This window comes from Pirellulaceae bacterium (assembly GCA_019636385.1).
GTDB lineage: Bacteria > Planctomycetota > Planctomycetia > Pirellulales > Pirellulaceae > Aureliella.
On record JAHBXT010000002.1, the window covers coordinates 163324 to 186459 of the forward strand.

At 54.8% G+C, this 23136-nt stretch carries 18 protein-coding genes and 1 tRNA gene; 15 read left to right on the forward strand and 4 right to left on the reverse strand.

Features of this window, described 5'->3' with window-relative positions; all coding sequences use genetic code 11:
• The first annotated feature begins 493 nt into the window (after positions 1-493).
• From KF752_06420 to egtD, 8 genes are all read left to right on the forward strand, one after another.
• Positions 494-566: transfer RNA gene (locus KF752_06420), tRNA-Gly, on the forward strand.
• A 103-nt stretch (positions 567-669) separates the two neighbouring features.
• On the forward strand, positions 670-1134 hold the full coding sequence (locus KF752_06425) for a DUF1569 domain-containing protein (GenBank protein ID MBX3421175.1): 465 nt from the start codon (positions 670-672) through the stop codon (positions 1132-1134).
• Between the two features lie 526 nt (positions 1135-1660).
• A complete protein-coding gene (locus tag KF752_06430) occupies positions 1661-3091 on the forward strand; it encodes a PQQ-binding-like beta-propeller repeat protein (protein MBX3421176.1) in 1431 nt (476 codons plus the stop codon).
• A 114-nt stretch (positions 3092-3205) separates the two neighbouring features.
• Positions 3206-6319, forward strand: coding sequence for a hypothetical protein (locus tag KF752_06435; GenBank protein ID MBX3421177.1), 3114 nt, complete (start codon positions 3206-3208; stop codon positions 6317-6319).
• Between the two features lie 21 nt (positions 6320-6340).
• Positions 6341-7705: an ergothioneine biosynthesis protein EgtB gene (egtB, locus tag KF752_06440; protein ID MBX3421178.1), complete on the forward strand. Its 1365-nt coding sequence runs from the start codon at positions 6341-6343 to the stop codon at positions 7703-7705.
• The gene (locus KF752_06445; protein ID MBX3421179.1) at positions 7695-8480 is read left to right on the forward strand and encodes an ATP-binding cassette domain-containing protein; all 786 of its coding nucleotides are present in this window, start codon (positions 7695-7697) and stop codon (positions 8478-8480) included. Before egtB ends, KF752_06445 begins: the two co-directional genes overlap by 11 nt.
• Entirely contained in the window at positions 8477-9985 is a 1509-nt protein-coding gene (locus tag KF752_06450; protein MBX3421180.1) for an ABC transporter permease subunit, read from the forward strand. Before KF752_06445 ends, KF752_06450 begins: the two co-directional genes overlap by 4 nt.
• Entirely contained in the window at positions 9985-10944 is a 960-nt protein-coding gene (gene egtD, locus KF752_06455) for an L-histidine N(alpha)-methyltransferase (GenBank protein ID MBX3421181.1), read from the forward strand. Before KF752_06450 ends, egtD begins: the two co-directional genes overlap by 1 nt.
• 106 nt (positions 10945-11050) lie before the next feature.
• Here egtD and KF752_06460 read toward each other — a convergent pair whose 3' ends face one another.
• Both KF752_06460 and KF752_06465 read right to left on the reverse strand, forming a co-directional pair.
• On the reverse strand, positions 11051-12316 hold the full coding sequence (locus tag KF752_06460) for a hypothetical protein (GenBank protein ID MBX3421182.1): 1266 nt from the start codon (positions 12314-12316) through the stop codon (positions 11051-11053).
• A complete protein-coding gene (locus KF752_06465) occupies positions 12313-12903 on the reverse strand; it encodes a sigma-70 family RNA polymerase sigma factor (GenBank protein MBX3421183.1) in 591 nt (196 codons plus the stop codon). The genes KF752_06460 and KF752_06465 overlap by 4 nt, the downstream gene beginning before the upstream one ends.
• Before the next feature lie 180 nt (positions 12904-13083).
• On the opposite strand from KF752_06465, the gene KF752_06470 reads away from it, so the two are divergent.
• From KF752_06470 to KF752_06485, 4 genes are read left to right on the forward strand one after another with little or no spacing between them, the layout of a single operon-like run.
• Positions 13084-14895: a sigma 54-interacting transcriptional regulator gene (locus KF752_06470; GenBank protein MBX3421184.1), complete on the forward strand. Its 1812-nt coding sequence runs from the start codon at positions 13084-13086 to the stop codon at positions 14893-14895.
• A gap of 36 nt (positions 14896-14931) precedes the next feature.
• On the forward strand, positions 14932-15825 hold the full coding sequence (gene folD / locus KF752_06475; protein ID MBX3421185.1) for a bifunctional methylenetetrahydrofolate dehydrogenase/methenyltetrahydrofolate cyclohydrolase FolD: 894 nt from the start codon (positions 14932-14934) through the stop codon (positions 15823-15825).
• Positions 15826-15844: 19 nt separating this feature from the next.
• Entirely contained in the window at positions 15845-16690 is an 846-nt protein-coding gene (gene panC, locus KF752_06480) for a pantoate--beta-alanine ligase (GenBank protein ID MBX3421186.1), read from the forward strand.
• 3 nt (positions 16691-16693) lie between these two features.
• Positions 16694-18028: a 3-oxoacyl-ACP reductase gene (locus tag KF752_06485; GenBank protein ID MBX3421187.1), complete on the forward strand. Its 1335-nt coding sequence runs from the start codon at positions 16694-16696 to the stop codon at positions 18026-18028.
• Between the two features lie 77 nt (positions 18029-18105).
• On the opposite strand, the gene KF752_06490 is transcribed toward KF752_06485, so the two are convergent.
• Both KF752_06490 and KF752_06495 read right to left on the reverse strand, forming a co-directional pair.
• Complete coding sequence (locus KF752_06490) at positions 18106-18549, reverse strand: Rrf2 family transcriptional regulator (protein MBX3421188.1); 444 nt, start codon at positions 18547-18549, stop codon at positions 18106-18108.
• Positions 18550-18629: 80 nt separating this feature from the next.
• Positions 18630-19646, reverse strand: a complete 1017-nt coding sequence (locus KF752_06495; GenBank protein ID MBX3421189.1) for a PIN/TRAM domain-containing protein — start codon at positions 19644-19646, stop codon at positions 18630-18632.
• A gap of 401 nt (positions 19647-20047) precedes the next feature.
• Between KF752_06495 and KF752_06500 the strand changes: the two genes are divergently transcribed.
• The 3 genes from KF752_06500 to KF752_06510 all read left to right on the forward strand — a co-directional run bounded on the left by KF752_06500 (position 20048) and on the right by KF752_06510 (position 23101).
• Positions 20048-21358 (forward strand): adenylosuccinate synthase, encoded by a 1311-nt coding sequence (locus KF752_06500; GenBank protein MBX3421190.1) that lies wholly within the window; start codon positions 20048-20050, stop codon positions 21356-21358.
• Between the two features lie 132 nt (positions 21359-21490).
• Positions 21491-22177 carry a di-trans,poly-cis-decaprenylcistransferase gene (gene uppS / locus KF752_06505; protein MBX3421191.1) on the forward strand — a complete coding sequence of 229 codons (687 nt, stop codon included), beginning with the start codon at positions 21491-21493 and terminating at the stop codon, positions 22175-22177.
• Positions 22178-23101, forward strand: a complete 924-nt coding sequence (locus KF752_06510; GenBank protein MBX3421192.1) for a phosphatidate cytidylyltransferase — start codon at positions 22178-22180, stop codon at positions 23099-23101. It begins immediately after the preceding gene.
• Positions 23102-23136: the final 35 nt, after the last annotated feature.

Here is a 23136-nt window from a genome sequence, read left to right on the forward strand (position 1 = left end):
GGTCGGAGAATTCCCGAATGAAGCCAAATCCTTCCCATTTTGCCGGCGGGTTGAACAATTGCGAGTTCCCGTGCTGTTGCAACCCGCCGAGTCAATTACCAACGATCAGGTTAAAGCCTACGAGATGACCAGCACGCAAGGAACTTTGTTTAGCAATACCATTGCCTTGACGGGCATCACCCTATCGGGGTTATCGGACCGTCACTCAGAGCTACAGCTAGTCTGTACACAACTAGGTGGAGCTCTACAGTCTTGGATGGACTGTAGATTGGTCACCAGTACTAATTCGTCGACAGTAACTTTGTGCTGGACCGGCAGCGGGCACGAGAGCAAGAGATGCAGCTTAGCGAAAACGAGAGCACGGTGGACCTTATGACCCTTTCATTTGAGTGATTTCCATCTTATGTGTGCAACGTCGGCGGCTACGTTTTGCAGCGATAGCGAAGTTTGGTATAATCGCCCGCGGATAGGCCAAAGAAGACCGATGAAAACGGCGGGCGTAACTCAGTTGGTAGAGTGGTAGCTTCCCAAGCTGCATGTCGCGGGTTCGAATCCCGTCGCCCGCTCTTAGGCGATGCACTGTCAAGTTGTTAGTTGAGTGTGAACAGGCTGGAGCTTGTGGGATTGTGGGTTAATTCGAGACAAAGCGCTTAATATAGAGAACGATTGATGGCTGCGACACGTGTGCACAGGCGAAGTCTTGATTTTCGGTCGTGGGATAATGTACTGGCAGATATTCAGCATCTGAATCACGTGCGCTACGACCGTGCGGGCAATTGGGATCTGTCGCAGATTCTTGAGCATGTAGGCGAAGGACTTAGAACCGCTGTCAGTGGCACTAAGCATCGCGGACCTTGGATCGTTCGTACGTTGATTGGCCCATTGGTGTTACGCTATGTGTTACGCCAGCGGAGAATGAAAGCGGGCTTAAAGGTACCCAAGTGGTGGTTGCCTGGGCCACCCAGCGATGAATCGCAAGCGATCAACCGCTTTCAAGCGACCCTGGAGTCCTTTCAGCAATTGAAAACTCCGCCCTATCCGCATCCCTTTCTGGGTAATCTTAGCAAGTCGCAATGGAACGAATTGGCTCTCATTCATGCTTCGCATCATCTGAGTTTTCTTCTGCCCAAGTGAATGGTGCTGTCCGGCACTGGTCAGATCGCTCTTGACTCTACCGCGCACCGCATCGAATGCACCAAGTGGTTTTCGACAGCGGGTGCTTCATGATCTGCATAGCCCCAACGTTAAAGACGGCGGTATGGGCCAACATTTCGAGGCACGCCCAGTGAGCTAACGCCAAGTAACTCCTGAGTCTTGCCAATTCGCTGTAGTCCAGCTCTACGAATGACGGCCTGAATTCCACTGGCTGCCAATGGACTGCTCCATAATACGGCCATGAGCAGCTGTCGGTTATGCTGCACTGCAAGCAGATGTCGGTGAGTGCGTAAGTATTGGGAAACACAATCTACCCCGGTTGTAACGCGATTGGCGGTTGAGGAATTCAGCGAGTTATGCATGATCAGCAAGTTCTTGCTACAATCTGTGCAACGCAGGATGACTGCGAGATGCTTGACGAGTTGGCCAACGAGCCGGAGTGAGGTGCAGTTTGAATTTGGGCCGGCGATCAGTGGTGGGTGCAAGTGTTATCACATGCACGTCAATGATGGTTTGTGCGATGTTGTTGGCGGACAGCACGCTGGCGCAGGACGCAACTGAGTTTGAGGTGTCGTACTTTCGAAGCGACCATGGCTTGGCGGACGAAGATCTGTTTGCATTGCCGATCGACCTGGGAGCAGAATCGGTGCGAGTGTGGCGGACCGAATTGCTGCCGGGGCATTCGTCGCCCTGTGTCGTCGGTGATTCAATCTTTGTGACGACGTTTGATGTAGAAAAGCAGTCGTTGGCAACCGTGGCGCTCAGTCGCGAAACAGGCCAGGTGCGATGGACGAAGTCGGCACCCACTGACGGCATTGAACGGGTGCATCCGACAGGCAGCCCGGCCAGTCCTACACCGGCTAGTAATGGGCGGCAGGTATTCGTTTCGTTCGGAAGTTGCGGCTTGTTGGCCTACGATTGGGATGGCCAGCTGTTGTGGCATTGTCCGCTGGGGCCTTATCAAGACGAGTTCGGTGCGGCTAGCTCGCCGATCTTGGTGGACGATAAGGTGATTCTGAACGAAGATCACGACATCAACAGTTTCATGATTGCCGTCGATCAAAAAACAGGTCGGCCAATTTGGAAGGCCGAGCGTCCGCAGGCGACGCGCAGCTATTCGACGCCGATCATCGTGCACCGCAGTGATTCCAAGCAAGTTGTCATCGCTGGTTCGCGTCAGCTGGTGGCCTACGACGCAGACACCGGCCAGCAACTGTGGTGGTGGGATGGTTTGTCGCGGTTAGTCGATAGCACACCAGTGTTGCATGATGGCTTGATTTATTTGGCCACATGGTCGCCTGGCGGTGACGCCGATTCGCGAATTGGCATGGAAACTTTTGACCAAGCGTGCGCGGCATTTGACAGCGATGGTAATAAATTGCTCACACGTGGCGAGTTGCCGGCAGGCAGCCCGGTGCTGGAGCGATTCTTTCGCATCGACTTGAATCAAGATGGCAGTTTGGATGAGCACGAGTGGACGACCCATGCACGGGTCTTCGAACAATCGCAGAATGTGGCAGTGGCTCTAGAGCCTGGAGGCAGCGGCAAGCTGTCGGAGCAGTATGTTCGCTGGACCTACACGCGCGGTCTCCCAACTGTGCCTAGCTCCGTTGTGTATGCAGATACAATGACGATGGTTAAAGATTCTGGGATTGTCACGGTATTGGAGAGGGCCAGCGGACAGATGTTACAACAGTTGCGCGCCGCCGGGCGCGGCAATTACTATGCTTCGTTGGTTGCCGGTGATGGTAAGGTCTACATGGCGAGCGAGAGTGGCGTGGTGACGGTCCTAAAGGCAGGTCCACAGGCTGCAGTAATAGGATCATACGATTTTGGGGAACGCATCATGGCCACGCCAGTCATTCGGCAGGGAGTAATCTATCTACGGACCGAAAAGGCGCTGTACGCGCTGGCCGGAACAAAGTCGACGGAATAGTTGGCTATAGGCTGCGCTTATTGATTGGCGTTGGATTCCTTCTACAATGTCGGCGGCACTGAATGTGAGTGCCACGCTGCTTCAATCGACTTGCAACAGTGGTAGCCTATGACCATGAAGACCAGACTGCGACTTAAGAGCCGACGACTTGCTGCCATTGGCCACCTGCGTTTATGGTGGATTGGCTGGTGCTGGGCTTGCGCAATCGCGTGGCAGGCATCTACTGGCGTACTGGCCGGGGAACCCGATGCGAGCGAGGTGAATGAGAATGGGGCAAGCGCGGCCGATGCATCACCCGACTATGGTCAGCCGGCTGATTTGCCACTGCCTAGTCAGACGCCGCGCGATGCATACGAACGATTGCTGTATAAATTTCTGAATGATCGCCAATACGTTGCCTTGGGGTGGCGGCAAGACAAGTCGGTTCGCGATACCGGTCCGTTCATCCGTGGGCAGTATTATGGCACACATCCGGCGGTGCGGATGTACTATTCCCCAGAGATCATTGGCTGGCTGGTCGCGGGTCGGAAAGAACCAATCCCTGATGGGGCGGTGATAATTAAGGAGCAATATCCGCCGCCAGCCGCCAGGCACGCCGACAAGAACGCTCCGCAATTGTGGGATTCACTGCAGAGTTGGACTGTGATGGTTAAGGATTCGCAGGGCTCGTATGACGGCTGGTTTTGGAGCAACCCTGCCAAAGGGCGCGAGCCGGTGGACGAGCATCACTCGGGGTATCCACATCCCGAATCTGGCTTTGGACACTACTGTGTGCGCTGTCATGGATCGGCGACCTCGCCAGGCACAATACCTGAGTACACCTTTGCCAGTCTGCGCAACATACAGGGCTTTCCAGGCGAGCCTGTGCTGTTTCGCGTGGATGATTCGTGGCGGGCGGCCGCCAAGTCGGTTGGCGAGAAGATCGACTTGTCAACATCACCAGCCGCTGAGTCGTCCGCTTCCGCAGAGTCACCCGGATCTGCCGATTCGACAGTGGCCGCCGGCGCAGCTCCCGAAGAGAAGCTCGATGGCAATCACCCAGCATGTATGTATCTGCCCGGTTCGACCGCCTGCGTGCCGGTGTTGAGCCAAGATTTCTTGAAACTGTTTCCAACGATCGGTTTGCAAGAGCGTGCCAGCATCTTGCCAATACCATCGGTCAGCTATGACTGGTCAGTGCGCTCCGCGCGCGACCGCGCTGCAGGTCAAGGGTTTGTCACGTCCAATCAGTGCATGAACTGCCATGCAGCGCTTTCGAGTGAACTGGGGCCGTCGATGATCCACTACACAACACCCGAACACGGCTACGGCAAACCGGGCTGGGATTATTCGCCTTACGGCGAATGGCGGTGGACCCCCATGGGATTGGCCGGCCGCGACCCGATCTTTTATGCGCAAATGGAACTGGAGTTGAAGCTGTTGGAAAGCGAGTTCGGAAGCCACGCCGAGTATAGTTCGCTGCGCAGCGGATTGATGGAGACATGCCTGCGCTGCCATGGCGTGATGGGCAAGCATCAGTGGGACATGAATCAGCAGGCGGTGCAGCATTTGCAGGCCGGATCGTCATCGGCTAATAGTACTGCGTCGGAGTCGTCAGTAAGGGGACAACCGGCGCGGCAGGCCTTTTCGCTGACCGAAGTCATGGCTACCGCAGACCGCGATCAATTACCAAATGCAAGTCATGCCCAGTACGGCGCGTTGGCTCGTGACGGCGTCAGTTGTACCGTTTGTCATCGCATGCAGCCTCGTCCGCAGCCCGAAAGTGATAAACGTTCATCGCTACAATTCTTCTTGGAGACATCGATCACGGGTAACCTGCACTTTGGCCCGACCAACGAATTGTACGGGCCGTTCAAGGACCACGAGATCGCGCCATATGCGATGGAGCACGCTATCGGCTTCACTCCCAAATTCAATCCGTACATCAAGTCCTCGCAATTATGCGGAAGTTGCCATACGGTTAGTTTGCCGGTAGTTCAGTCGCCCATCGGTCAGGGGGAGCACGTTGGCGAATTGGCTCAAGCCCAGCCCGTGCCCGCGTTCCGCCGCTTTAAACATCACGTCGAGCAGGCAACGTATCTTGAGTGGCTCAATAGTCAGTACGAGAATGAATACAACGTCGGCAATGCGCAGGGGAAGAGTTGCCAGGATTGCCACATGTCCCGAGAGTTGCATGATCCCGAGCGGGGTATCGCACTGGATGTGCTGCAGACGCGGATGGCGATCATACAAGATACGACTTATCCCGAAGCCGAAAATTTGCCGGAGCATAGCAAGCTGCATGTGCGCGTACGCGAGCAAGGATACGCGCGGCACAATTTTTCGGGACTCAATGTGTTTCTGTTGGAGATGTTTCGCCAGTACGAAGACATCTTGGGCGTGCCCAGGCAGGATTACATGACCGGTGCCGAGCAGATCGACTATTCGATTACCAACATGCTTCAAAACGCTCGACAAAAGACGGCTGAATTGCGGGTTGACGCCAAGTGGTTGGGAGATAGCAGGCTGAAAGCTCATGTAACGCTGCAGAATCTGACGGGGCATCGTTTTCCGAGTGGCGTCGGCTTCCGCCGCGCGTTTATTGAATTGTCAGTTATCGATTGCTCACAACCCAATCAGGAAAAAGTGGTTTGGGTATCGGGGCGTACCAACGGCCAAGGCGTCTTGTTGGGCACAGGTGATCGTCCACTGGCTAGTGAGTTCTTTCAGTTGATTTCCGGGACCAATCAGCAGCGGTATCAACCGCACCATCAGGTGATCACGTCGCCCGATCAAGTGCAGATTTACGAGAATTTGCTTCAGGACGAACATCATCGGTTTACGACTAGCTTCGTTCGTGGGCACTGCATCAAGGACAATCGTTTGTTGCCCCGCGGATGGTCGGCTACTGGCGGGCACCCTGAACTGAAGGGTGGCTTCTTGCAAGCTACGTTCCCTCAAGGCGATGCGCTCAATGATGCGCGCTATGCCGATGGAAGTGGCAGTGACGAGATCGTGTATGAAATAGCGCTGCCAAGTATAGTGAATCGCGAGCAGATTCAGGTGCGCGCGACCTTGTATTATCAGGCCATACCGCCCTATTTTTTGAAGGCACTGTTTGAGAACGCGCCCGACGGTCCGGCTGTGCAACGATTGCATTATCTGTGCAGCAATATGCAATTGGCGGGTACCGCGATCGAAGATTGGAAGCTAAAACTGGTTTCGCAGCAAGTTGTTCCACAGCAATAGCCATTTCGAGAACCCTATTTGATGTCACCATTGGTCGATCGTGGGGCCGGTGTAGCGTTCCCTGAGCAGCGCGTGAACTTGCGTACACAGTATCAGGCGGTGCGGCGGTTTTCGGCCAAGCTGTGCGAGCCTCTAGCCATTGAGGACTATGTTATTCAGTCGATGCCGGATGCCAGTCCGACGCGGTGGCATTTAGCACATACGACGTGGTTCTTCGAGACGTTTGTGCTCAAGCGGTTTATGCCCAATTATCAACCGGGCAATGACCAATTCGAATACCTATTCAATTCCTACTACAACGCGGTAGGCAACCAGTTTGCTAGGCCTTTGCGCGGTTTGTTGTCACGACCTACCGTGGCCGAGGTAATGACTTATCGGCAATTGATCGATGCCCAGATGTTGGAGTTGCTGGATAGTTCAGTCGCTCAAGACCAGGCGAGGTTGTGGGATATTGTTGAATTGGGGATACATCACGAGCAGCAGCATCAGGAGTTGATGCTGACAGATATCAAACACCTGCTGTCATGCAATCCGCTATTTCCGAGTTATGTGACGCAGTTGCAGAATAGGATTGAGGAGGGGCCAGGTTCTGGCAAACGTAGCGACGAAGATGAGCTGATCTGTCAATGCAAGAGCGTTGCCGAGCCCGGTGGGGTTGTTCAGGTGGGGGCTGCCGATGGGCAGTTTGCGTTCGACAACGAGCGGCCGCGCCATGCTGTGTTATTGAGGCCCTATCGTTTGCAGGCTCGGTTGATAACCAACGGGCAATACCTGGAATTCATCGAAGACGAGGGATATCGACGCCCCGAGTTATGGTTGTCGTTGGGTTGGCAGGCAATCCAGCGCGAGCGCTGGGAGGCCCCGCTGTATTGGTACAAGACTTCCGGCACTTGGCAGCACTTTACGCTTAGTGGGCTGCGACCCATCGACTGGGATAGTCCCGTCTGTCATGTTAGTCTGTTTGAAGCTGATGCCTATGCACGGTGGCGTGGCCAACGATTGCCGCAAGAGGCCGAGTGGGAGGTCATGGCTAGGGAATTGGCAATCGCGGGCAACTTTGTGGAATGCGGCTGGTTCGAGCCACGACCGGTAGGTGTCGCCGCCCGCAATCTGTCATCGGCAAATGGGCCAACAACGTGGCTGCGACAGATGTATGGCGACGTGTGGGAGTGGACCGCCAGTCCGTACATTGCCTATCCCGGTTTCACGCCAGCCGCCGGTGCGCTGGGCGAATACAATGGCAAGTTCATGTGCAATCAATATGTGCTGCGTGGTGGCTCGTGTGCCAGTCCAGCTTCACACCTGCGTGCGACCTATCGTAACTTCTTTCCTCCGGAAGCTCGGTGGCAATTCACTGGCATTCGTCTGGCGGAGGATGATGCTTAAATTAAAGTCTCGTTCAGGTAATGTTACGCCGATCGGTGTTCAGCGGCTAACGGTTCGCTACAGCGGACTGGTCGCGCTAGATGACGTTTCGATTCAGTTTGAGACGGGACGCAGTTACGCAGTGGTCGGTCAGAGCGGCTGCGGCAAGTCAACGTTGTTGCGGGCGATATGTGGGCTGGTTGAACCGACAGCGGGTCAGATCCGCCTGGGCGACAATGTGGTTAGCTCAAAGACGATCAGTCAACTGCGGCAGTACATCGGTTATGTGATTCAAGAGGGCGGGCTGTTTCCGCACATGAATGCGTGGCAGAACGTAACATTGATGGCTCGGCATGTGGGATGGTCCAAGTCGGCTGTGGAGCAGCGAGTCAACGAACTCTCCGAAATAGCGCAGCTTACGAGCGATCAATTAGGGCGGTATCCGTCAGAATTGTCCGGCGGTCAGCGGCAGCGCGTGGGGCTGATGCGCGCTTTGATGCTAGACCCCGATGTGCTATTGATGGACGAGCCCTTGGGAGCGCTGGATCCGATCATTCGTCGGCGTTTGCAAGATGATTTGAAGCAGATCATTGGTCGGCTCAAGAAAACAGTGATCCTGGTCACACATGATTTGTCTGAAGCGGCTTGGCTGTCGGATCAGATCATTTTGATGAGTGAGGGACGCATAGTGCAGTGTGGGACACTGGCAGAGATCGGGACGCAACCGGCCAGTCAGTTTGTGCGCGATTTCGTCAGGGCACAGCGTCCCCTGGAATTGCATGGAGCGCAGCCATGAAAGCCTACCTAATTTGGGCTGCGATTTTGCTAGTACTGGCTTGCATTCCGTGGAGATTTGAGGCGGCAGCGGTGCGCGTCGGGTCGAAGGCGTTCACCGAGTCAGTTATCTTGGGAGAAGTGTTGCAGCTACTAGCCGAAGACGCGGGCTATCGGACACAACACTTGCGACAATTGGGCGGCAGTCGCATTGTGTTTCAGGCACTGCAGCAGCGCGATATTATGGCCTATGTTGAATACACAGGCACCATCGACCAAGAGTTGCTGGCCGAAGTGCCAATCGCCGACTCACACCAGCGGGCGGCGGAACTTGCCAAACTGGGAATCGCCATCAGCCCCGCGCTGGGGTTCAACAATACATACGCGCTGGCCATGCGCCGCGAGCAGGCCCGGCGGTTGGGCATTGAGCGCATTTCCGATCTGTCGAAGCATCCAGACTTAAGATTCGGATTCAGCAACGAATTCATCGACCGGGTCGATGGCTGGCCGGGCTTGAGAGAGCGTTATGGATTAACGGGATTTCAAGCGTATGGGCTGGATCATGACTTAGCGTACAAGCAGTTGGCAGTAGGAGCCATCGACGTGATGGATGCCTACACGACGGATGCCAGGGTCGATCCGTCGGTACAGGTGTTGTTGGAAGACGACAAACATTATTTCCCGGAATACGCGGCTGTGATTTTGTACGCGGAGGAACTGACACGTCAGCAGCCCGATCTGGTACAGGCCTGGTTACGTTTGACGGACCACATCGACCAGCCGACGATGGCGGGGCTGAACAGTCGTGTTGAATTAGATCGGCAGACTGAAGCGCAGGTGGCGGCTGAATTTCTACGCCAGCGCTTGCAGACGCTCGTCGAGCCATCTGTGCAATCGCGACCGCAGCGGATTACTCAGTACGTGCTGGAACATTTGGATATGGTCCGTCGATCGCTGTTGCCTGCGATCTTGATTGCGATCCCGTTGGGCATCCTGGTTTACCGCACCCGCTGGTTGGGACAATTTGTGCTAGCGGTTGCAGGTATCGTGCAAACGATACCCGCCTTGGCGCTGCTGGTGCTGCTGATACCGGCAGCCAATGCTTTGGGGGCCAGCAGCGTGGGACGGGGATCGGCGACCGCAATTATCGCGCTGTTTCTATACAGTTTGTTGCCGATGGTACGCAATACCTATGCTGGGCTGAAGGATGTACCGCAATTCTACCGTGATTCGGCCGAGGCCTTGGGACTGTCTTGGTTTTGGCGACTAAGCTACATTGAACTGCCGTTGGCCACGCGGAGTATACTGGCGGGCATCAAGACAGCGGCGGTGCTGAATATCGGTTATGCTACTCTAGGGGCACTCATCGGGGCGGGTGGATTGGGGCAGCCGATTTTGACCGGCATTCGCTTGAATCGTTTTGATTTAATCCTGGATGGTGCCGTGCCAGCGGCCGTGATGGCTTTGGCTGCCCAGGGTATCTTTGAGCTGTTGGAACGCTGGGTATTGTCCGAAGGACTCCAATAATGCAGTTGCAATTGATTCCCACTGCAAGCCGGCCACCGAGCCAATTCCTGTTGGATGTGTGGGAAGGGCTATCTGAGGCACCCAAGCGCGTGCCTTGCAAATATTTTTACGATGCTCGCGGATCCCAACTTTTCGAGGACATCTGCGCATTAGACGAGTACTATTTGACGCGCACTGAGCTGGCCATTATGCGGCGCTTTGCCAATGAAATGGGACAGCAGATTGGTCCGGGCGTGATGCTGGTGGAATATGGCAGCGGCAGTAGTCTCAAGACGCGGCTGCTGTTGGATCAGCTGCAAGAGCCGGTGGCGTATGTTCCCGTCGACATCAGTGGACAACACTTGCAGGAAACGGCGACCGTGTTGGCAGGCGATTATCCCGATGTTGAGATATTGCCGGTCTGCGCCGATTTTATGGATCAGATTCAATTGCCTGAGAGCCGTCGCCTGGCAACACACGCAGCCGTGTTCTTTCCGGGATCGACTATCGGCAATCTCTTGCCAAGTGAAGCTCGCCAGTTATTGCACAACATCGCTCAGTTGTGTGGTCGAGGTGGAGGATTGTTGATTGGTATCGACTTGCAAAAATCTCCCCAGATCATCGAGGCCGCTTATAACGATCGACAGCAAGTGACAGCGGCGTTCAATTTGAATTTGCTGCGGCGCATCAATCGCGAGCTGGATGGCGAGTTCGACTGTGAGTACTTTCAGCATGTGGCCTTCTACAACCCCGAACTAGGGCGCGTCGAAATCTTCTTGGAGAGTACGCGAGACCAAACGGTTCGAGTACGGGATCGTGAATTTCATTTTGATACTGGTGAGCGGATTCACACCGAGTATTCTCACAAATATACGATCGACCAGTTTGCAGCCTTGGCAGCTCAGGCGGGGTTGACGCTCAGGAAGTCCTGGACCGATCCACTAGAGCATTTTGCCGTGCTGCATTTTGCGCTGTTGTAAGGCAACCTGGACCAGTCTACGATCGATTGCTTCCTGAGTTACTGGCAAACAACCAGGATAACAGGTCTTGGCTGCATATGTCCGCCCGCGTAACACACCTGTTGGTTCAAGGTAGCGTCGATTGATTCAATGAAGAGCTTAGATCCAATTCATCTGTCAGTATTCGGACGACATCGCTGCTGGGCAAGTAGATCAGTTCGTTCTGGCGTTGTTGAGGCAGGCGATCGAACTGTTGTTGCAACTGTTCAGCAGATACCTGTGGCCTGGGACGCGTCGAGGGCAGCGCAGTGTAAACCCACAAGTGCAGTACGCTGGGCCGCAGTTCTTCATCTAAGTGTTGCAGCAGCTCTCGGCTGGATTGTTCCAACAAGTCGACCAGCTGCTGACGATCCTGCGGCTGAATGATCGAGCTGTTTGCGTCTTCATCCAGCAAGCGAACTAATTCGATTTCGGGGTCCTCCAGGCCAAAGAAATACTCAAAATTCTTCTCTTTCATGGCTATGGCCCAACGGCGTATGCCTTCGACTTCGGCGGCTGTCAATTGCGCAGCGTAGGCGATGGCCAGTTCGCGATAAACGACTTGCTGGATCTCTGCGGCTCGATGATCCAGTGACGAATTGGCTTCGATCTGCGCTAGCTCCGTGCTGCTAATTTGGCTGACCAAACCTGCGTAAGCGGTCAAAATCTGATCGTAGTCAATATCTGAGCTGGAGGTCAGCATGTCATTCATGCGGCGGATATCCACTTGGCGCTTTTCAGGCTCGGCGCGGAATGCACGGTAGTTTTCTTGCAATTGTAATTTGTGGTTGGGGGGCAGCGATGCAACCCACTGGGCAATCGCCTGAGGCTGGTTGGGCACTGGAGGGAACTCCAGATGTGAGCTCAAAGGTAGACCGGCGGCGACCAGATGTTGTATTTGGGCTAAACGTTGCAACCACTGGGAGCTGTCTATACTGCGGAACTGGTCATAGCGTACTAGCAACGGCAAATCTCGCAGCAACTGATCGGCTTGCGTTAGCGAGCGCGCCCGCGCCCACAGGCTGCCGACGCAGAACATCAGCAGCATGGCCACAGCCAGCAGCGGCCAGCGATACCTGGCCAGTTGCGACCAGCGCGAAGTGTGGCGCTGTTGCAGGATGCTGAGCGTGACCAATTCAATAGTCGATTCAGCCAGCTTCAATTTAGGTTCGACTCTGGGTAGTTCATCCAGCAGATCCCAGCTTTGCTGCATCGTTTTGAGCTGTCGTTGCAAGGCGTGGTCGTTGGCCAGGCGTTGCTCAAATCGCGCAACTTCCTCATCAGGCAACTCACCATCCAGGTAAGCCACCAGGGTTTCGTCATCGAATTCGGGAGCAAGTTGGTCAGCGGTCATGGGAGTTTCCGACTGTCGGGCAGTTGACCTTCGTCGAGGTACGGTTGTAACAACGTTTTTAGATTGATACGAGCGCGGCACAGCAAACTTTTCACGGCTTTGACGCTCAATCCCATCGTATCGGCAATTTCCTGGTAGCTCATGTTCTCAAACTTAGCCAGAATCAGCGCTGTCCGTTGACGCTGGTTGAGCGCCTGGACGGCGTTATGCACCATTTCAGCGCGTTCGACCTTGTCCAGTTTTCGAGCGGGCATGGTGCTGGTGGAGGTCGTCACTACGTGGTCCAGCGATGGGAACCAGCCCGAGCCGGTCGGTTTGCCGCCTAATTGAAATTCGCGAATGCGACTGTTGTCGCGGAGGGAATTCTTGGCTACGTTGCTGGCGATGTGGAATATCCAGGTTCTGAATTTTGCGGACGGTTGGTAGGACTTCCGCGCGCGCCACACCCGCAGGAAGACATCCTGAGTCAAATCCTCAGCCAAAGCTGGCGAACCAACGGCGTGCCGCAGCAGTCGCAATAACCTGGGTTGGTATTCCATGACTAGATTGCGATAGGCTTCGGCATCGTCGTCTCGCACGCGCAGCATTTGTTGAGCGTCAGGGTCCAGCGATTCAACCGGTTTGGGTGGGGGTTGGTCGCTCACATAAAACTCTCTTTAGGGTCGGCCAGCGATGCCTACCGGGCCTGCAGGTTTATTGGTACTCTATACGCACTGGCGTAGAAGATAAGTATAAACATTGGCGACGACCTGGGCAATTCAACGACAATGAAAGCTGTGGCAACGGTCATTCGCGGTTCGGCTTCCGAAAAGAGGTACGATTTGGATGTTGCGCAGCCAATTCGTATCGGTCGCGGGAGTGGTTGCCAGATTCTACTGTCCGACCCGCTCAGCTCGCGAACGCACGCCATAATCAGCTTCGAGGACGGAAAATGGCTTACGACCGATGCCGAAAGTCGCAATGGTACATTGGTCAACGATCACCGAATCAAGGAGGTCGTGTTGTCTCACGGAGACCGAATTTCCGTGGGCTCGACCGAGCTGTTGTTCGAGCTGATTGATGACGAATCTGATACCGAAGCTAACGGGCAAACGCTGTACCGCGAAGCGCCAGTATCGGTTGAAGGCAGCGGCATCCATTCGCTCAGCTTGGTCCACAGTAAGCAGCGTTCACAGGACATGATTGACCTGTACCAGCTAAGTCTATGCTTGATGCGCTGTACATCGCCCGACGAAGTTGCCCATACCGGTCTAGACATATTGCGGCTGCGTACACAGGCAACGGTCGTCGGGTTCTTGTGGGTAGATGATCACGGAGAACTCAAGCCGCAGCTAATTCTGCCGGCCGAGATGGGGGATCGCCTGAGATTGCACAAGAAGCTGACCGATCGTGTGTGCAACGACGGGTGTGGCATCTGGGTCAAGGACAGTCTACCGGCTAACGGCCGTCAGGCCAGTTTTGCTGACGCAATCTGCGTACCGCTGCTAAGTGGACCGTCGGTTATGGGCGCGGTGCATTTGTATCGCGAGCAAGGTACGTTTGAAGCGGAACACTTCGACTTTGCAGTCTCGGTGGGCAATATGTTGGCTGTAGCTTTGGAGAGCTCTCGGGCGCGGGCAAGTCTATCGGCCGAGCATCAACGGCTGGTTCAGCGGACGGCAGACTTTCACGAGTTGATGGGGGATTCGCCGGAAATGAAGCGCTTGAAGGACCGCATTTCACGAGTGGCTCGCGCCAGTGGCTGCGCGTTGGTGCGCGGCGAAAGTGGCGTTGGAAAAGAACTGGTCTCCAGGGCTATTCATCGTCTCAGTCCTCGTAAAGACCGACCTTTGCTGTGTGTCAATTGTGCGGCAATTCCCCACGAGCTGATGGAAAGTCAATTGTTTGGACATAAGAAAGGGGCCTTCACTGGAGCCGATCGAGATCATGCCGGATTCTTCCAGCAGGCACATACTGGGACGCTATTTTTGGATGAAGTGGGCGAGTTGACGCTGGAGGGCCAAGCGAAGCTGCTGCGAATTCTGGAAGGGCATCCCTTCATGCCCGTCGGCGATACTAAGCAAGTGCAAGTGGACGTGAGAGTCATCGCTGCTACCAATCGAGACTTACGCGAATACGTGCGCGATAAGCGGTTTCGTGAAGATTTGTACTATCGCCTGAGTGTCTTCGAATTGGTGGTGCCGCCCCTGCGAGATCGCGGGCGAGATATCGAGATTCTAACCACGCATTTTTTTGATCACTTTCGAATGCAGCATGGACGACAGCAACTGCAGCTCTCCGCAGAAGCTCGACAAAAACTGCTTAAATATGCATGGCCCGGGAATGTTCGGCAGCTGCGCAATGTGATTGACAGCGCTGTCGTGCTGGCCGCAGGCAATATTATTCAGCCCGGCGATTTGTCGCTACAAGACGTTAGTGTCGAGCGGTTGGATACACTCAGAATCGATCATTGGGAAGAGCGGTTGATTCGAGAGTCGCTGTCCAGAACGGGCAATAACATTAATGAAGCTACCAAATTGCTGGGCGTCAGCCGAGCCACGCTATATCGGAAACTGGAACAGTATGGGATCGAGCGCTAGAGGAATGGTTTTTTTCAATAGCAGCCAGGAGCGAATGTGACTGCCAGGATTTTGGATGGTAAAGCAACCTCTGCTGCGATTCGTCAGGAAATCGCTGGTGAAGTTGCGGCTTGGATTAAGTCAGGTGCTCCTGTTCCTCAGCTGGCAGCTGTGCTGGTCGGTGATGATCCTGCCAGTCAAGTCTATGTCCGCAATAAGGAGCGCGCTTGTCAACAAGTTGGGATGCATAGCCGCGTCATGCGGTTACCGGCGACGACGTCAACTGGCCAGCTTCTGGATTTGCTGGGGCAGCTCAATGACGATCGACAGGTACATGGTATTCTCGTTCAACTGCCACTACCAACAGGCCTGGACTCGCAGCGAGTTCTGGATGCAGTTTGTCCTCTCAAAGATGTGGACGCTTTCGCCCCAGAAAATGTCGGACTATTAGTTCAAGGTCGTCCGCGATATCTTCCATGTACGCCCCATGGAGTGTTGCAACTCCTGGCACGATACAACTTGCAGCTGGCGGGCCGGCATGTTGTTGTGGTAGGTCGGAGTGACATTGTCGGTAAACCCATGGCGATGATGTTGGTGCAAAAGGATATCGGATTTGGAGATGCATTTGCTAATGCTACGGTAACGCTGTGCCATTCGCGCAGCCGTGACTTGTCGGAATTGACGCGGAGTGCCGATGTCGTGATTGCGGCGGTCGGCAGGCCTCAATTGATCACCGCTGACATGGTGCGTCCCGGCGCGGTAGTTGTCGATGTGGGCATCAATCGAGTCGGCCAGCAATTGGTCGGTGATGTCGATTATCTGCCAGTTAGCCAAGTGGTCAGCGCGATTACGCCTGTGCCAGGCGGTGTTGGACCGCTGACGATCGCCATGCTGCTGCGCAATACCTGGGAAGCTTGCCGATTGCAGCATTCTCGAATCGTAATGGATTAACCTTTCAACGAGGTGCGGATTGAACATTGTACACCGCCCGGAGCAGGCATTCGCTCAATTGGTTCAATGGCGTGACGCAGGCCTACGCAGTGGACTGGTCCCCACCATGGGTGCCCTGCACGAAGGCCACTTGTCGCTTGTGCGCAGATCCAGGGCAGAGTGCGATCGAACAGTGGTGACGATCTTCGTGAATCCCACTCAGTTTGGTCCCCGCGAGGACTTCCACAAGTATCCGCGCACTCCAGAGGACGACTATCAGGCCCTCCGCGAGCTTGAGGTGGATTTGGTATTTGCTCCGAGTCTCGAACAGCTTTATCCCGATGGCTTTTCAACCTTTGTCGAGCCGCCGGCTGCAGCGCGGCGTCTGGAAGGCGAATTTCGTCCTGGACACTTTCGAGGCGTGGCGACCATAGTGCTCAAGCTGTTTCAAATTCTACCGGCGAGCGTAGCCTATTTTGGTCAGAAAGATTATCAACAACTAACGGTCATTCGCCGAATGGTAGACGACCTGAATGTCCCCATACGCGTAGAAGGTTGTCCGACGGTTCGTGAACCAGACGGCTTGGCGCTGAGCAGCCGCAATCGATACTTAACATCTGACCAGCGACCACGAGCTAGATGCTTGTGGCTGGCGCTGCAGGCGGTTAAGCAGGCTTTGGAAAATGGTCAGCGGCAAGTTCAAACCCTGGAAACGCTAATGCGCGACACGTTGATGGACAATGGAGCTGATCGCATTGACTACGCGCGCATTGTAGACGCGAATTCACTTGCCGACCTGAAGCAAGTCGATCAGGCTGTTGTGGCACTGATCGCAGTCCATATCGGCACAACGCGACTGATCGACAACTGTTTTCTGCAGGTTTAAGACATGTCCGATAAATACCTGAACTTCGTCAATTCTGCTTGGGGCCGCACGATTACCAAGCGTTTGGGCTTACCGCAGCCCGTCCAACTAGATCGTTACCGCGAAGGTGCCGGGCCACTGAGCGGGTCGACGATTATCGATGCCAGTGAAGGTGCCGTTTTTGCGCGCGCGATACGGGCATGGGCAGACGGCAATCCGGTACCTGTTTACGCGTCGCACGACTTTGATGCGTCACAAAAATTGCGCGCCGTGGTGTACGATGCGTCGGGAATAACCCAGGTCGATGCGTTGGTTCAATTACACCAGTTCTTCAATCCCATTCTGCGCTCGTTTGGAAAATGCACTCGCGTAGTAGTTGTGGGGCTGATTCCTGAGCATTGCTGCCCGTCGCAGCAGATTGCGCAGAGAGCCTTGTTGGGATTTGTAAAGGCTCTTGCCAAAGAAATGCGGTTAGGTGGGACGGTCAATCTGTTATGGGTTCAACCAGGTGCCGAGCGCGAGTTGCTGTGGCCCTTATCGTTCTTAGCATCGGATCGCAGTGCGTATGTGTCTGGACAACCGTTAAGGGTGCGGCGAGCCGAGTCGGAAGCGACGTTGGATTTTGCACGACCGCTGATCGGTCGCAACGTGTTGATTACGGGGGCTGCGCGCGGAATTGGCAGGTCAATCGCCCAGTTGATGCAGCGTCGCGGTGCGCATGTTAGTGTGCTGGATATTCCGCGAGCCGAAGTCGAGTTGACCAAGTTGGCTGCAGAATTGAAGGGTGATTGGTTGACCTTGGATGTGACTGATGGCCATGCTGCCCAGCAGATCGGCCGGCATTTTGCGGAACGGCCTCTGCACGCGATCATTCACAATGCGGGTATCACGCGCGACAAGAAGTTGGCCAATATGCAAACTCAAGCGTGGCATCAAGTATTGAATACCAATTTGGCATGTCAGGAGCGGATCAACCAAAACTTGATCGAGACCGGAGTCTTGCAGCGCGGTTCGGGTATCGTGCTGGTATCTTCGATTTCTGGGATTGGCGGCATCGCCGGTCAAACCAATTATAGCGCCAGCAAAGCGGGAGTGATCGGCATGGTGGATGCCTATGCCGAAAGCTACTTCCAGCAAGGCATTGCCCTGAATGCGGTCGCGCCTGGCTTTATTGACACGGAGATGATCGCCACCATCCCTTTGGCTCTACGCGAAGCTGGCCGGCGCATGAATTCATTAGCGCAGGCCGGTTTGCCGGTAGACGTCGCTGAAACCATCGCCATGTTAGCTCAGGGTGTGGATTACGGACTGTACGGCAACGTGCTCCGCGTGTGCGGTCAAGCGGTCATGGGCGCTTGAGCGACCAGCGCCAGCGACAGTGTGCGTAGCTCAATGCCATTGTGCGTAGCTTTGTTTTATTGCGTCTTGCGCCTAGCTTAATTCTTGCGACACTGGGCGACTTCGCATAGTGGAATCGCCCCACAGTGCTTGCCTGAAATCATGTCCGCCAGGGTAGTTCCGCCGAACATTTCTTCCATTTTTGCCAAAGCACTATCGACTTTGGTATGCAGAGCGCACAGGTGGTCAGCATGCGAGAGAGCACCCATTGGGCAGCTGTGGATGCGCCTAATGGGTTCGATGGCGTTGACTACTTCCAATATTGAAATGGCCTCTGCCGGACGGGCCAAGTAAACGCCACCGCCTATTCCCCGTTGTGAATTGAGCAGTCCAGAGGCTCGCAGGCTCTGTAAAACTTTCGACAAATAAGCCCGCGGAACTAGAGTGCGTTCGGCCAAGGTATTGGTGGAGCACCCCTCTTGTCCCGTATGTGCCAATTGAACCATGGCACGAAGTGCGTATTCGACAGTTTGAGAAAACAACGGCAGACCCTTCAAGGCAAGTGGAAATGCGAAGACTGGCGAATAAAGGTACGTCAACTTGGCGAGCGACAAACAGCTTATCACACGCGCACGGAAGACTCATCTACTTTGGCGAATAGCATTCGGCCAGCCGGAGTTTGCAAAGTACTAGTGACCACTACGTTGAGTGTTGCATTGATTCGATGGCGAGCACCTTCGATCACTACCATCGTTCCATCATCCAAGTAGCCAATGCCCTGCTCGGGACCCTCGCCGGGCTTTACGACGCGTACCTGAAAGGCTTCGCCAGGTAAAAACTGTGGTCGTAGGGCAGCCGCAACTTCATTCAAATTGATTACCTGAACATTGTGGACCTTGGCAACCTTATTGAGGTTAAAATCGCCGGTTACCAATTTGCCTTCCAGGTGCTTGGCTAAGAAAACCAGCTTCATATCGACAGGTTGGCCGGCAAATTCTGGCAGCTCGCGGTCGTATATTTGGACGTCAAGGTCCGATTCGTTCCGCAGGCGATTTACGATATCCAGTCCTCGTCGTCCGCGCGCTCGACGCATTCGGTCATTGCTGTCGGCGATGGCCTGCAGTTCGGCTAGCACAAAACCAGGCAAAACCAATTGATTTTCGATGATCTTGGTGTCGGTCAACTCTGCCAGTCGACCGTCGATAATCGCGCTGGTATCCAGCACTAGGGGGCGAGCCCCTTTCAGCTCACGAGAGAACTCGACATACGGGATCAGGAAACGAAAATCGTCTTTAGTCTGCAGCAACAGGCTGATACAGGTATAGCACACGATGGCGCCCGTGATCAGCCACATTGGTCCAGATGCCTGATTCACCGGGAAAAGCGGCGTGAGAGCCAAGATGGCGACGTAAGTCAACAAAACCCCTACTAATAGCCCAAAATAGACCGCTGAAAGTACTTCAATTCTCTTTCTCGGCGTGAAAACATCGGCTGCTATAACGCCCAGAGCCAACAGCACCGTTCCGAAGATGATCAGATAGGGGAGAAACGTCGGGCCGTCCAAGTTCATGCGCAGCGCCAGCGTCGCAATCCCAGCCGTCACGGAAATGAAGACAACCCGCAGTATGAACAGTGCCATACCAAATACCTAATTTAATGGGGAAATAACATTTGCGGGACAATCGCTTGCAGTGTAAACCGTAGTTTACCATTTGTATTCCGCTGGAATAAAGCGGAGGCCGACGCTATGCCAGTGATTATACGAATAATGGTTCGCGAAAGTTACGCTAGAATTGGAATTGCCCTGCTTAACGGGCAAGTTTGTGACTTTCGGACTTGTGTGACGGGTCTATGGTAGCGGTTATGGTGGTCAGCTAGGCGTTGTTTGCTGTCACAGGCTACGACTGGCTTTACTTGACGGGTCGGCAGGTCGGGCGGATACTGCTGAGCTTTGTGAAATCAGCCAGGTCGAAAGGCGTTGGAGAAATTCCCGTCGCGTTCGACCTCAGTTGTGCCGTCGAGGCGTTTTAGGAGCAAATAGTGCCAGCAGCCGCCGTAATTGGGCTACAGTGGGGCGATGAAGCCAAAGGAAAACTTGTCGATCTGTTAGCGCCGCGCCACGACTGCGTAGTTCGCTATCAGGGTGGTGCAAATGCCGGGCATACCGTCGTCAGCGGCCAGCAAGTATACAAGCTGCATCATGTGCCCAGCGGCATCCTGCATCCCCAAGTGCGGAACTTCATTACGCCCGGAGTTGTAATTGAGCCCAATACGCTCCTGCGCGAGTTGCGTGAGCTGGAAGCCCGTGGTTTGAAGCCTTCCAGCAATTTGTTGATCAGCGAGCGGTCGCACCTGGTGATGCCTTGGCATTTGGCTGAAGATCAAGTGATGAACGGCCAAGTTGTACAGGGCGAAAGCATTGGCACGACGTTGCGAGGCATTGGGCCCTGTTATCGCGACAAGGTGGGACGCAATTTTGCCGTCCGCGCGATCGACTTGCTTCAACCGGGATTGCCAGAGAAAATCCACAGCATTATCGATGCCAAGCAGCGATGGCTGCGAGGCATGGGCGCCGATGAACTGGCTGAAAAATTGACGGCCCAGCAGGTAACCGAGCAGGCCCAGCACTGGGCCAGCGCTCTTGGACCGCTGATTGGCGATACTACCGGTCAGCTCCTGGATGCCTTGGACGGCGGACAGCGTTTGCTGATGGAAGGCGCCCAAGGATCGCTGCTGGACATTGACCACGGAACCTATCCATTCGTCACCAGCAGCAATTCCAGCGGAGTGGGAATCAGCGGAGGTTCGGGTGTGCCGCCGCGCTGGATTCGCAGAGTGATTGGAGTGGTCAAAGCCTATTCGACTCGTGTCGGAGGTGGACCGTTCCCAACCGAGTTGGTGTGTGAAACAGGTGAGAAGATTCGGAAGCTGGGTAATGAATACGGCACGACCACTGGGCGACCACGGCGCTGTGGCTGGTTCGATGCGGTGGCCGTGCGTTATACGGCGCGTTTAAGTGGCGTAGATACGCTGGCGCTGATGATGATGGATGTGTTGGGGCACTTCGACGAACTGCGGATTTGTGTGGCTTATGAAGTCGACGGTCGGCGCATTGAGCAATTCCCAAGCGATGCCGATGTGCTGCGCCGTGTGCAGCCAATTTGGGAAACATTGCCTGGTTGGAATCGCGACCTCACCGGCGCACGCAGCATGAGTGATTTGCCGGACGGGGCACTGGCGTACATTCAAAGCATCGGGCAGATTATTGGCGTGCCGGTGGGGGTGGTTTCCGTGGGGCCTGATCGACAGCAGACGATCTTCGTGGATCAAGACCAGCTGCTGAACTACTAAATGTGCGGCGGTTCGCCTATGATTCAAGTGTGGTCCCTACCAAGCTGAGAGAGCCCCGTGACGCAGTCAGCTCAAGCCGTAGATTTATTGGACGTACCTGTCCACCAGCGTCCACGGCATATTGCGATCATTATGGATGGCAATGGCCGCTGGGCTCAACAGCAGAATTTGCCCAGAACGCAAGGGCATCTGCGTGGCGTTGAGGCGGTAGGCAATGTAATGGAAGCTTGCCGCGAATTCGGAATTCAAGTGCTGACGCTGTTTTGCTTTAGCAGTGAGAACTGGAAGCGGCCTGCCAACGAGCTGTCGTTTTTGATGAGCTTGTTGAGCCAATACTTGATTGCCGAGCGAGATACACTTGTCAAAAATAACCTGCAATTGAGGTTCATTGGTCAACGAGAAGGCTTGCCGGTGGAAGTTCAACGCGAGATGGATTTGTCGCTACAGGCTTGTGCGAAAAACAGCGGTATGACGTTGTGCTTGGCGATCAACTATGGCAGTCGCAGCGAAATAGTCAATGCGGTGCGCAACATCGTTCAGCGGGCGGTGGAAGGTCAATTGAGTGCCCCGCAGGTCACGCTAGAGTTGATCGATCAGAGCCTGGATACGGCCGGGCTACCCGATCCCGATCTACTGATTCGTACCAGCGGTGAAATGCGGATCAGCAATTTTTTGTTGTGGCAAATTAGCTATTCCGAGATTTGGGTAACGCCAACTTTGTGGCCCGACTTTGGACGTGAGCATTTAGCTGCTGCGATTCGAGACTATGCGGCTCGTGATCGTCGCTTTGGCGGGTTGAATCCTTCAAGGAGTCTTTAATTGCTGCGCAGTCGATTATTGTCCGCCTCGATATTGATTTCTTGCACGCTGGTGTTCGTTGGACTGGATGCCTGGGCATCGGGTCGAGGCTGGGCCGGTGTGTGGCTGTTGCCTTTGGGAATTTATTTGATTTTCGGTAGCGCTTATGAATGCGTGGCCATGATCGGAGCCAGCTCGCTGGGATCGGTGGCCAAGCCGGCACTATTGGGCTGCGCTTGCGTGATGTCGTCAGCCTGCGCTCCCATCGTTATGCCATTGCTTGGTATGCCCTACCCCGGCGACTGCTTGCTGGGGCCGTTGGGCATGTCGCTGGCAGCGGCTGGCTTGGCGCTGGTGGGCTGTTGCGCTTGGTACATTCCGAGTTATGAGCCAGGTAGTGGCGTCTTTCAAAGAGCTGTGCTGGCGGGATGGATTTCGTGTTACTTTGGCATCTGTTTTGCATTCCTATTGGCGTTACGCTTGGTCGGCGAGCCGTCATGGGGACTGTACTTGGTAGTTGGGCTGATCGTGGTTACCAAGTTGTCGGATACTGGGGCCTACTTTGTTGGCCGTAGCCTCGGGCGAACCAAGTTGTGTCCGCGCGTTAGTCCAAACAAGACCGTCGAGGGGCTAGTGGGCGGAATGCTGGCTGCCTGTTTGGCAGCTTGGATATATTTTGGACTATGCGCACCTTGGGCTTTTGGCAGTCAGCAAGTCGCAGTCAGTTGGCAAGGGGTGCTAGCGCTGGGGGTAGGATTGACGTTGGTTGGCTTGGCCGGCGATCTAATGCAGTCAATTTTCAAGCGCGAGATGGGGTGCAAGGACAGTGGACGGCTCTTGCCTGGATTGGGCGGATTATGGGATGTTACCGATTCGCTCTTGCCGGCGGCCGTGGCCGGTTATGCGATCATCGCCAGTGGTTGGATTCGTGGGCCAGGTCAATAGTCGTCATGGGCCAGGAGGTAAAGCAAACTTAAATT

Bases quoted from the DNA above. Each gene is read 5' to 3' on its own strand.
- KF752_06425 (MBX3421175.1), top strand. From the start codon at position 670: ATGGCTGCGACACGTGTGCACAGGCGAAGTCTTGATTTTCGGTCGTGG.
- KF752_06430 (MBX3421176.1), top strand. From the start codon at position 1,661: ATGATGGTTTGTGCGATGTTGTTGGCGGACAGCACGCTGGCGCAGGAC.
- KF752_06435 (MBX3421177.1), top strand. From the start codon at position 3,206: ATGAAGACCAGACTGCGACTTAAGAGCCGACGACTTGCTGCCATTGGC.
- egtB (MBX3421178.1), top strand. From the start codon at position 6,341: ATGTCACCATTGGTCGATCGTGGGGCCGGTGTAGCGTTCCCTGAGCAG.
- KF752_06445 (MBX3421179.1), top strand. From the start codon at position 7,695: ATGATGCTTAAATTAAAGTCTCGTTCAGGTAATGTTACGCCGATCGGT.
- KF752_06450 (MBX3421180.1), top strand. From the start codon at position 8,477: ATGAAAGCCTACCTAATTTGGGCTGCGATTTTGCTAGTACTGGCTTGC.
- egtD (MBX3421181.1), top strand. From the start codon at position 9,985: ATGCAGTTGCAATTGATTCCCACTGCAAGCCGGCCACCGAGCCAATTC.
- KF752_06460 (MBX3421182.1), bottom strand. From the start codon at position 12,316: ATGACCGCTGACCAACTTGCTCCCGAATTCGATGACGAAACCCTGGTG.
- KF752_06465 (MBX3421183.1), bottom strand. From the start codon at position 12,903: ATGCTGCGCGTGCGAGACGACGATGCCGAAGCCTATCGCAATCTAGTC.
- KF752_06470 (MBX3421184.1), top strand. From the start codon at position 13,084: ATGAAAGCTGTGGCAACGGTCATTCGCGGTTCGGCTTCCGAAAAGAGG.
- KF752_06485 (MBX3421187.1), top strand. From the start codon at position 16,694: ATGTCCGATAAATACCTGAACTTCGTCAATTCTGCTTGGGGCCGCACG.
- KF752_06495 (MBX3421189.1), bottom strand. From the start codon at position 19,646: ATGGCACTGTTCATACTGCGGGTTGTCTTCATTTCCGTGACGGCTGGG.
- uppS (MBX3421191.1), top strand. From the start codon at position 21,491: ATGGATGGCAATGGCCGCTGGGCTCAACAGCAGAATTTGCCCAGAACG.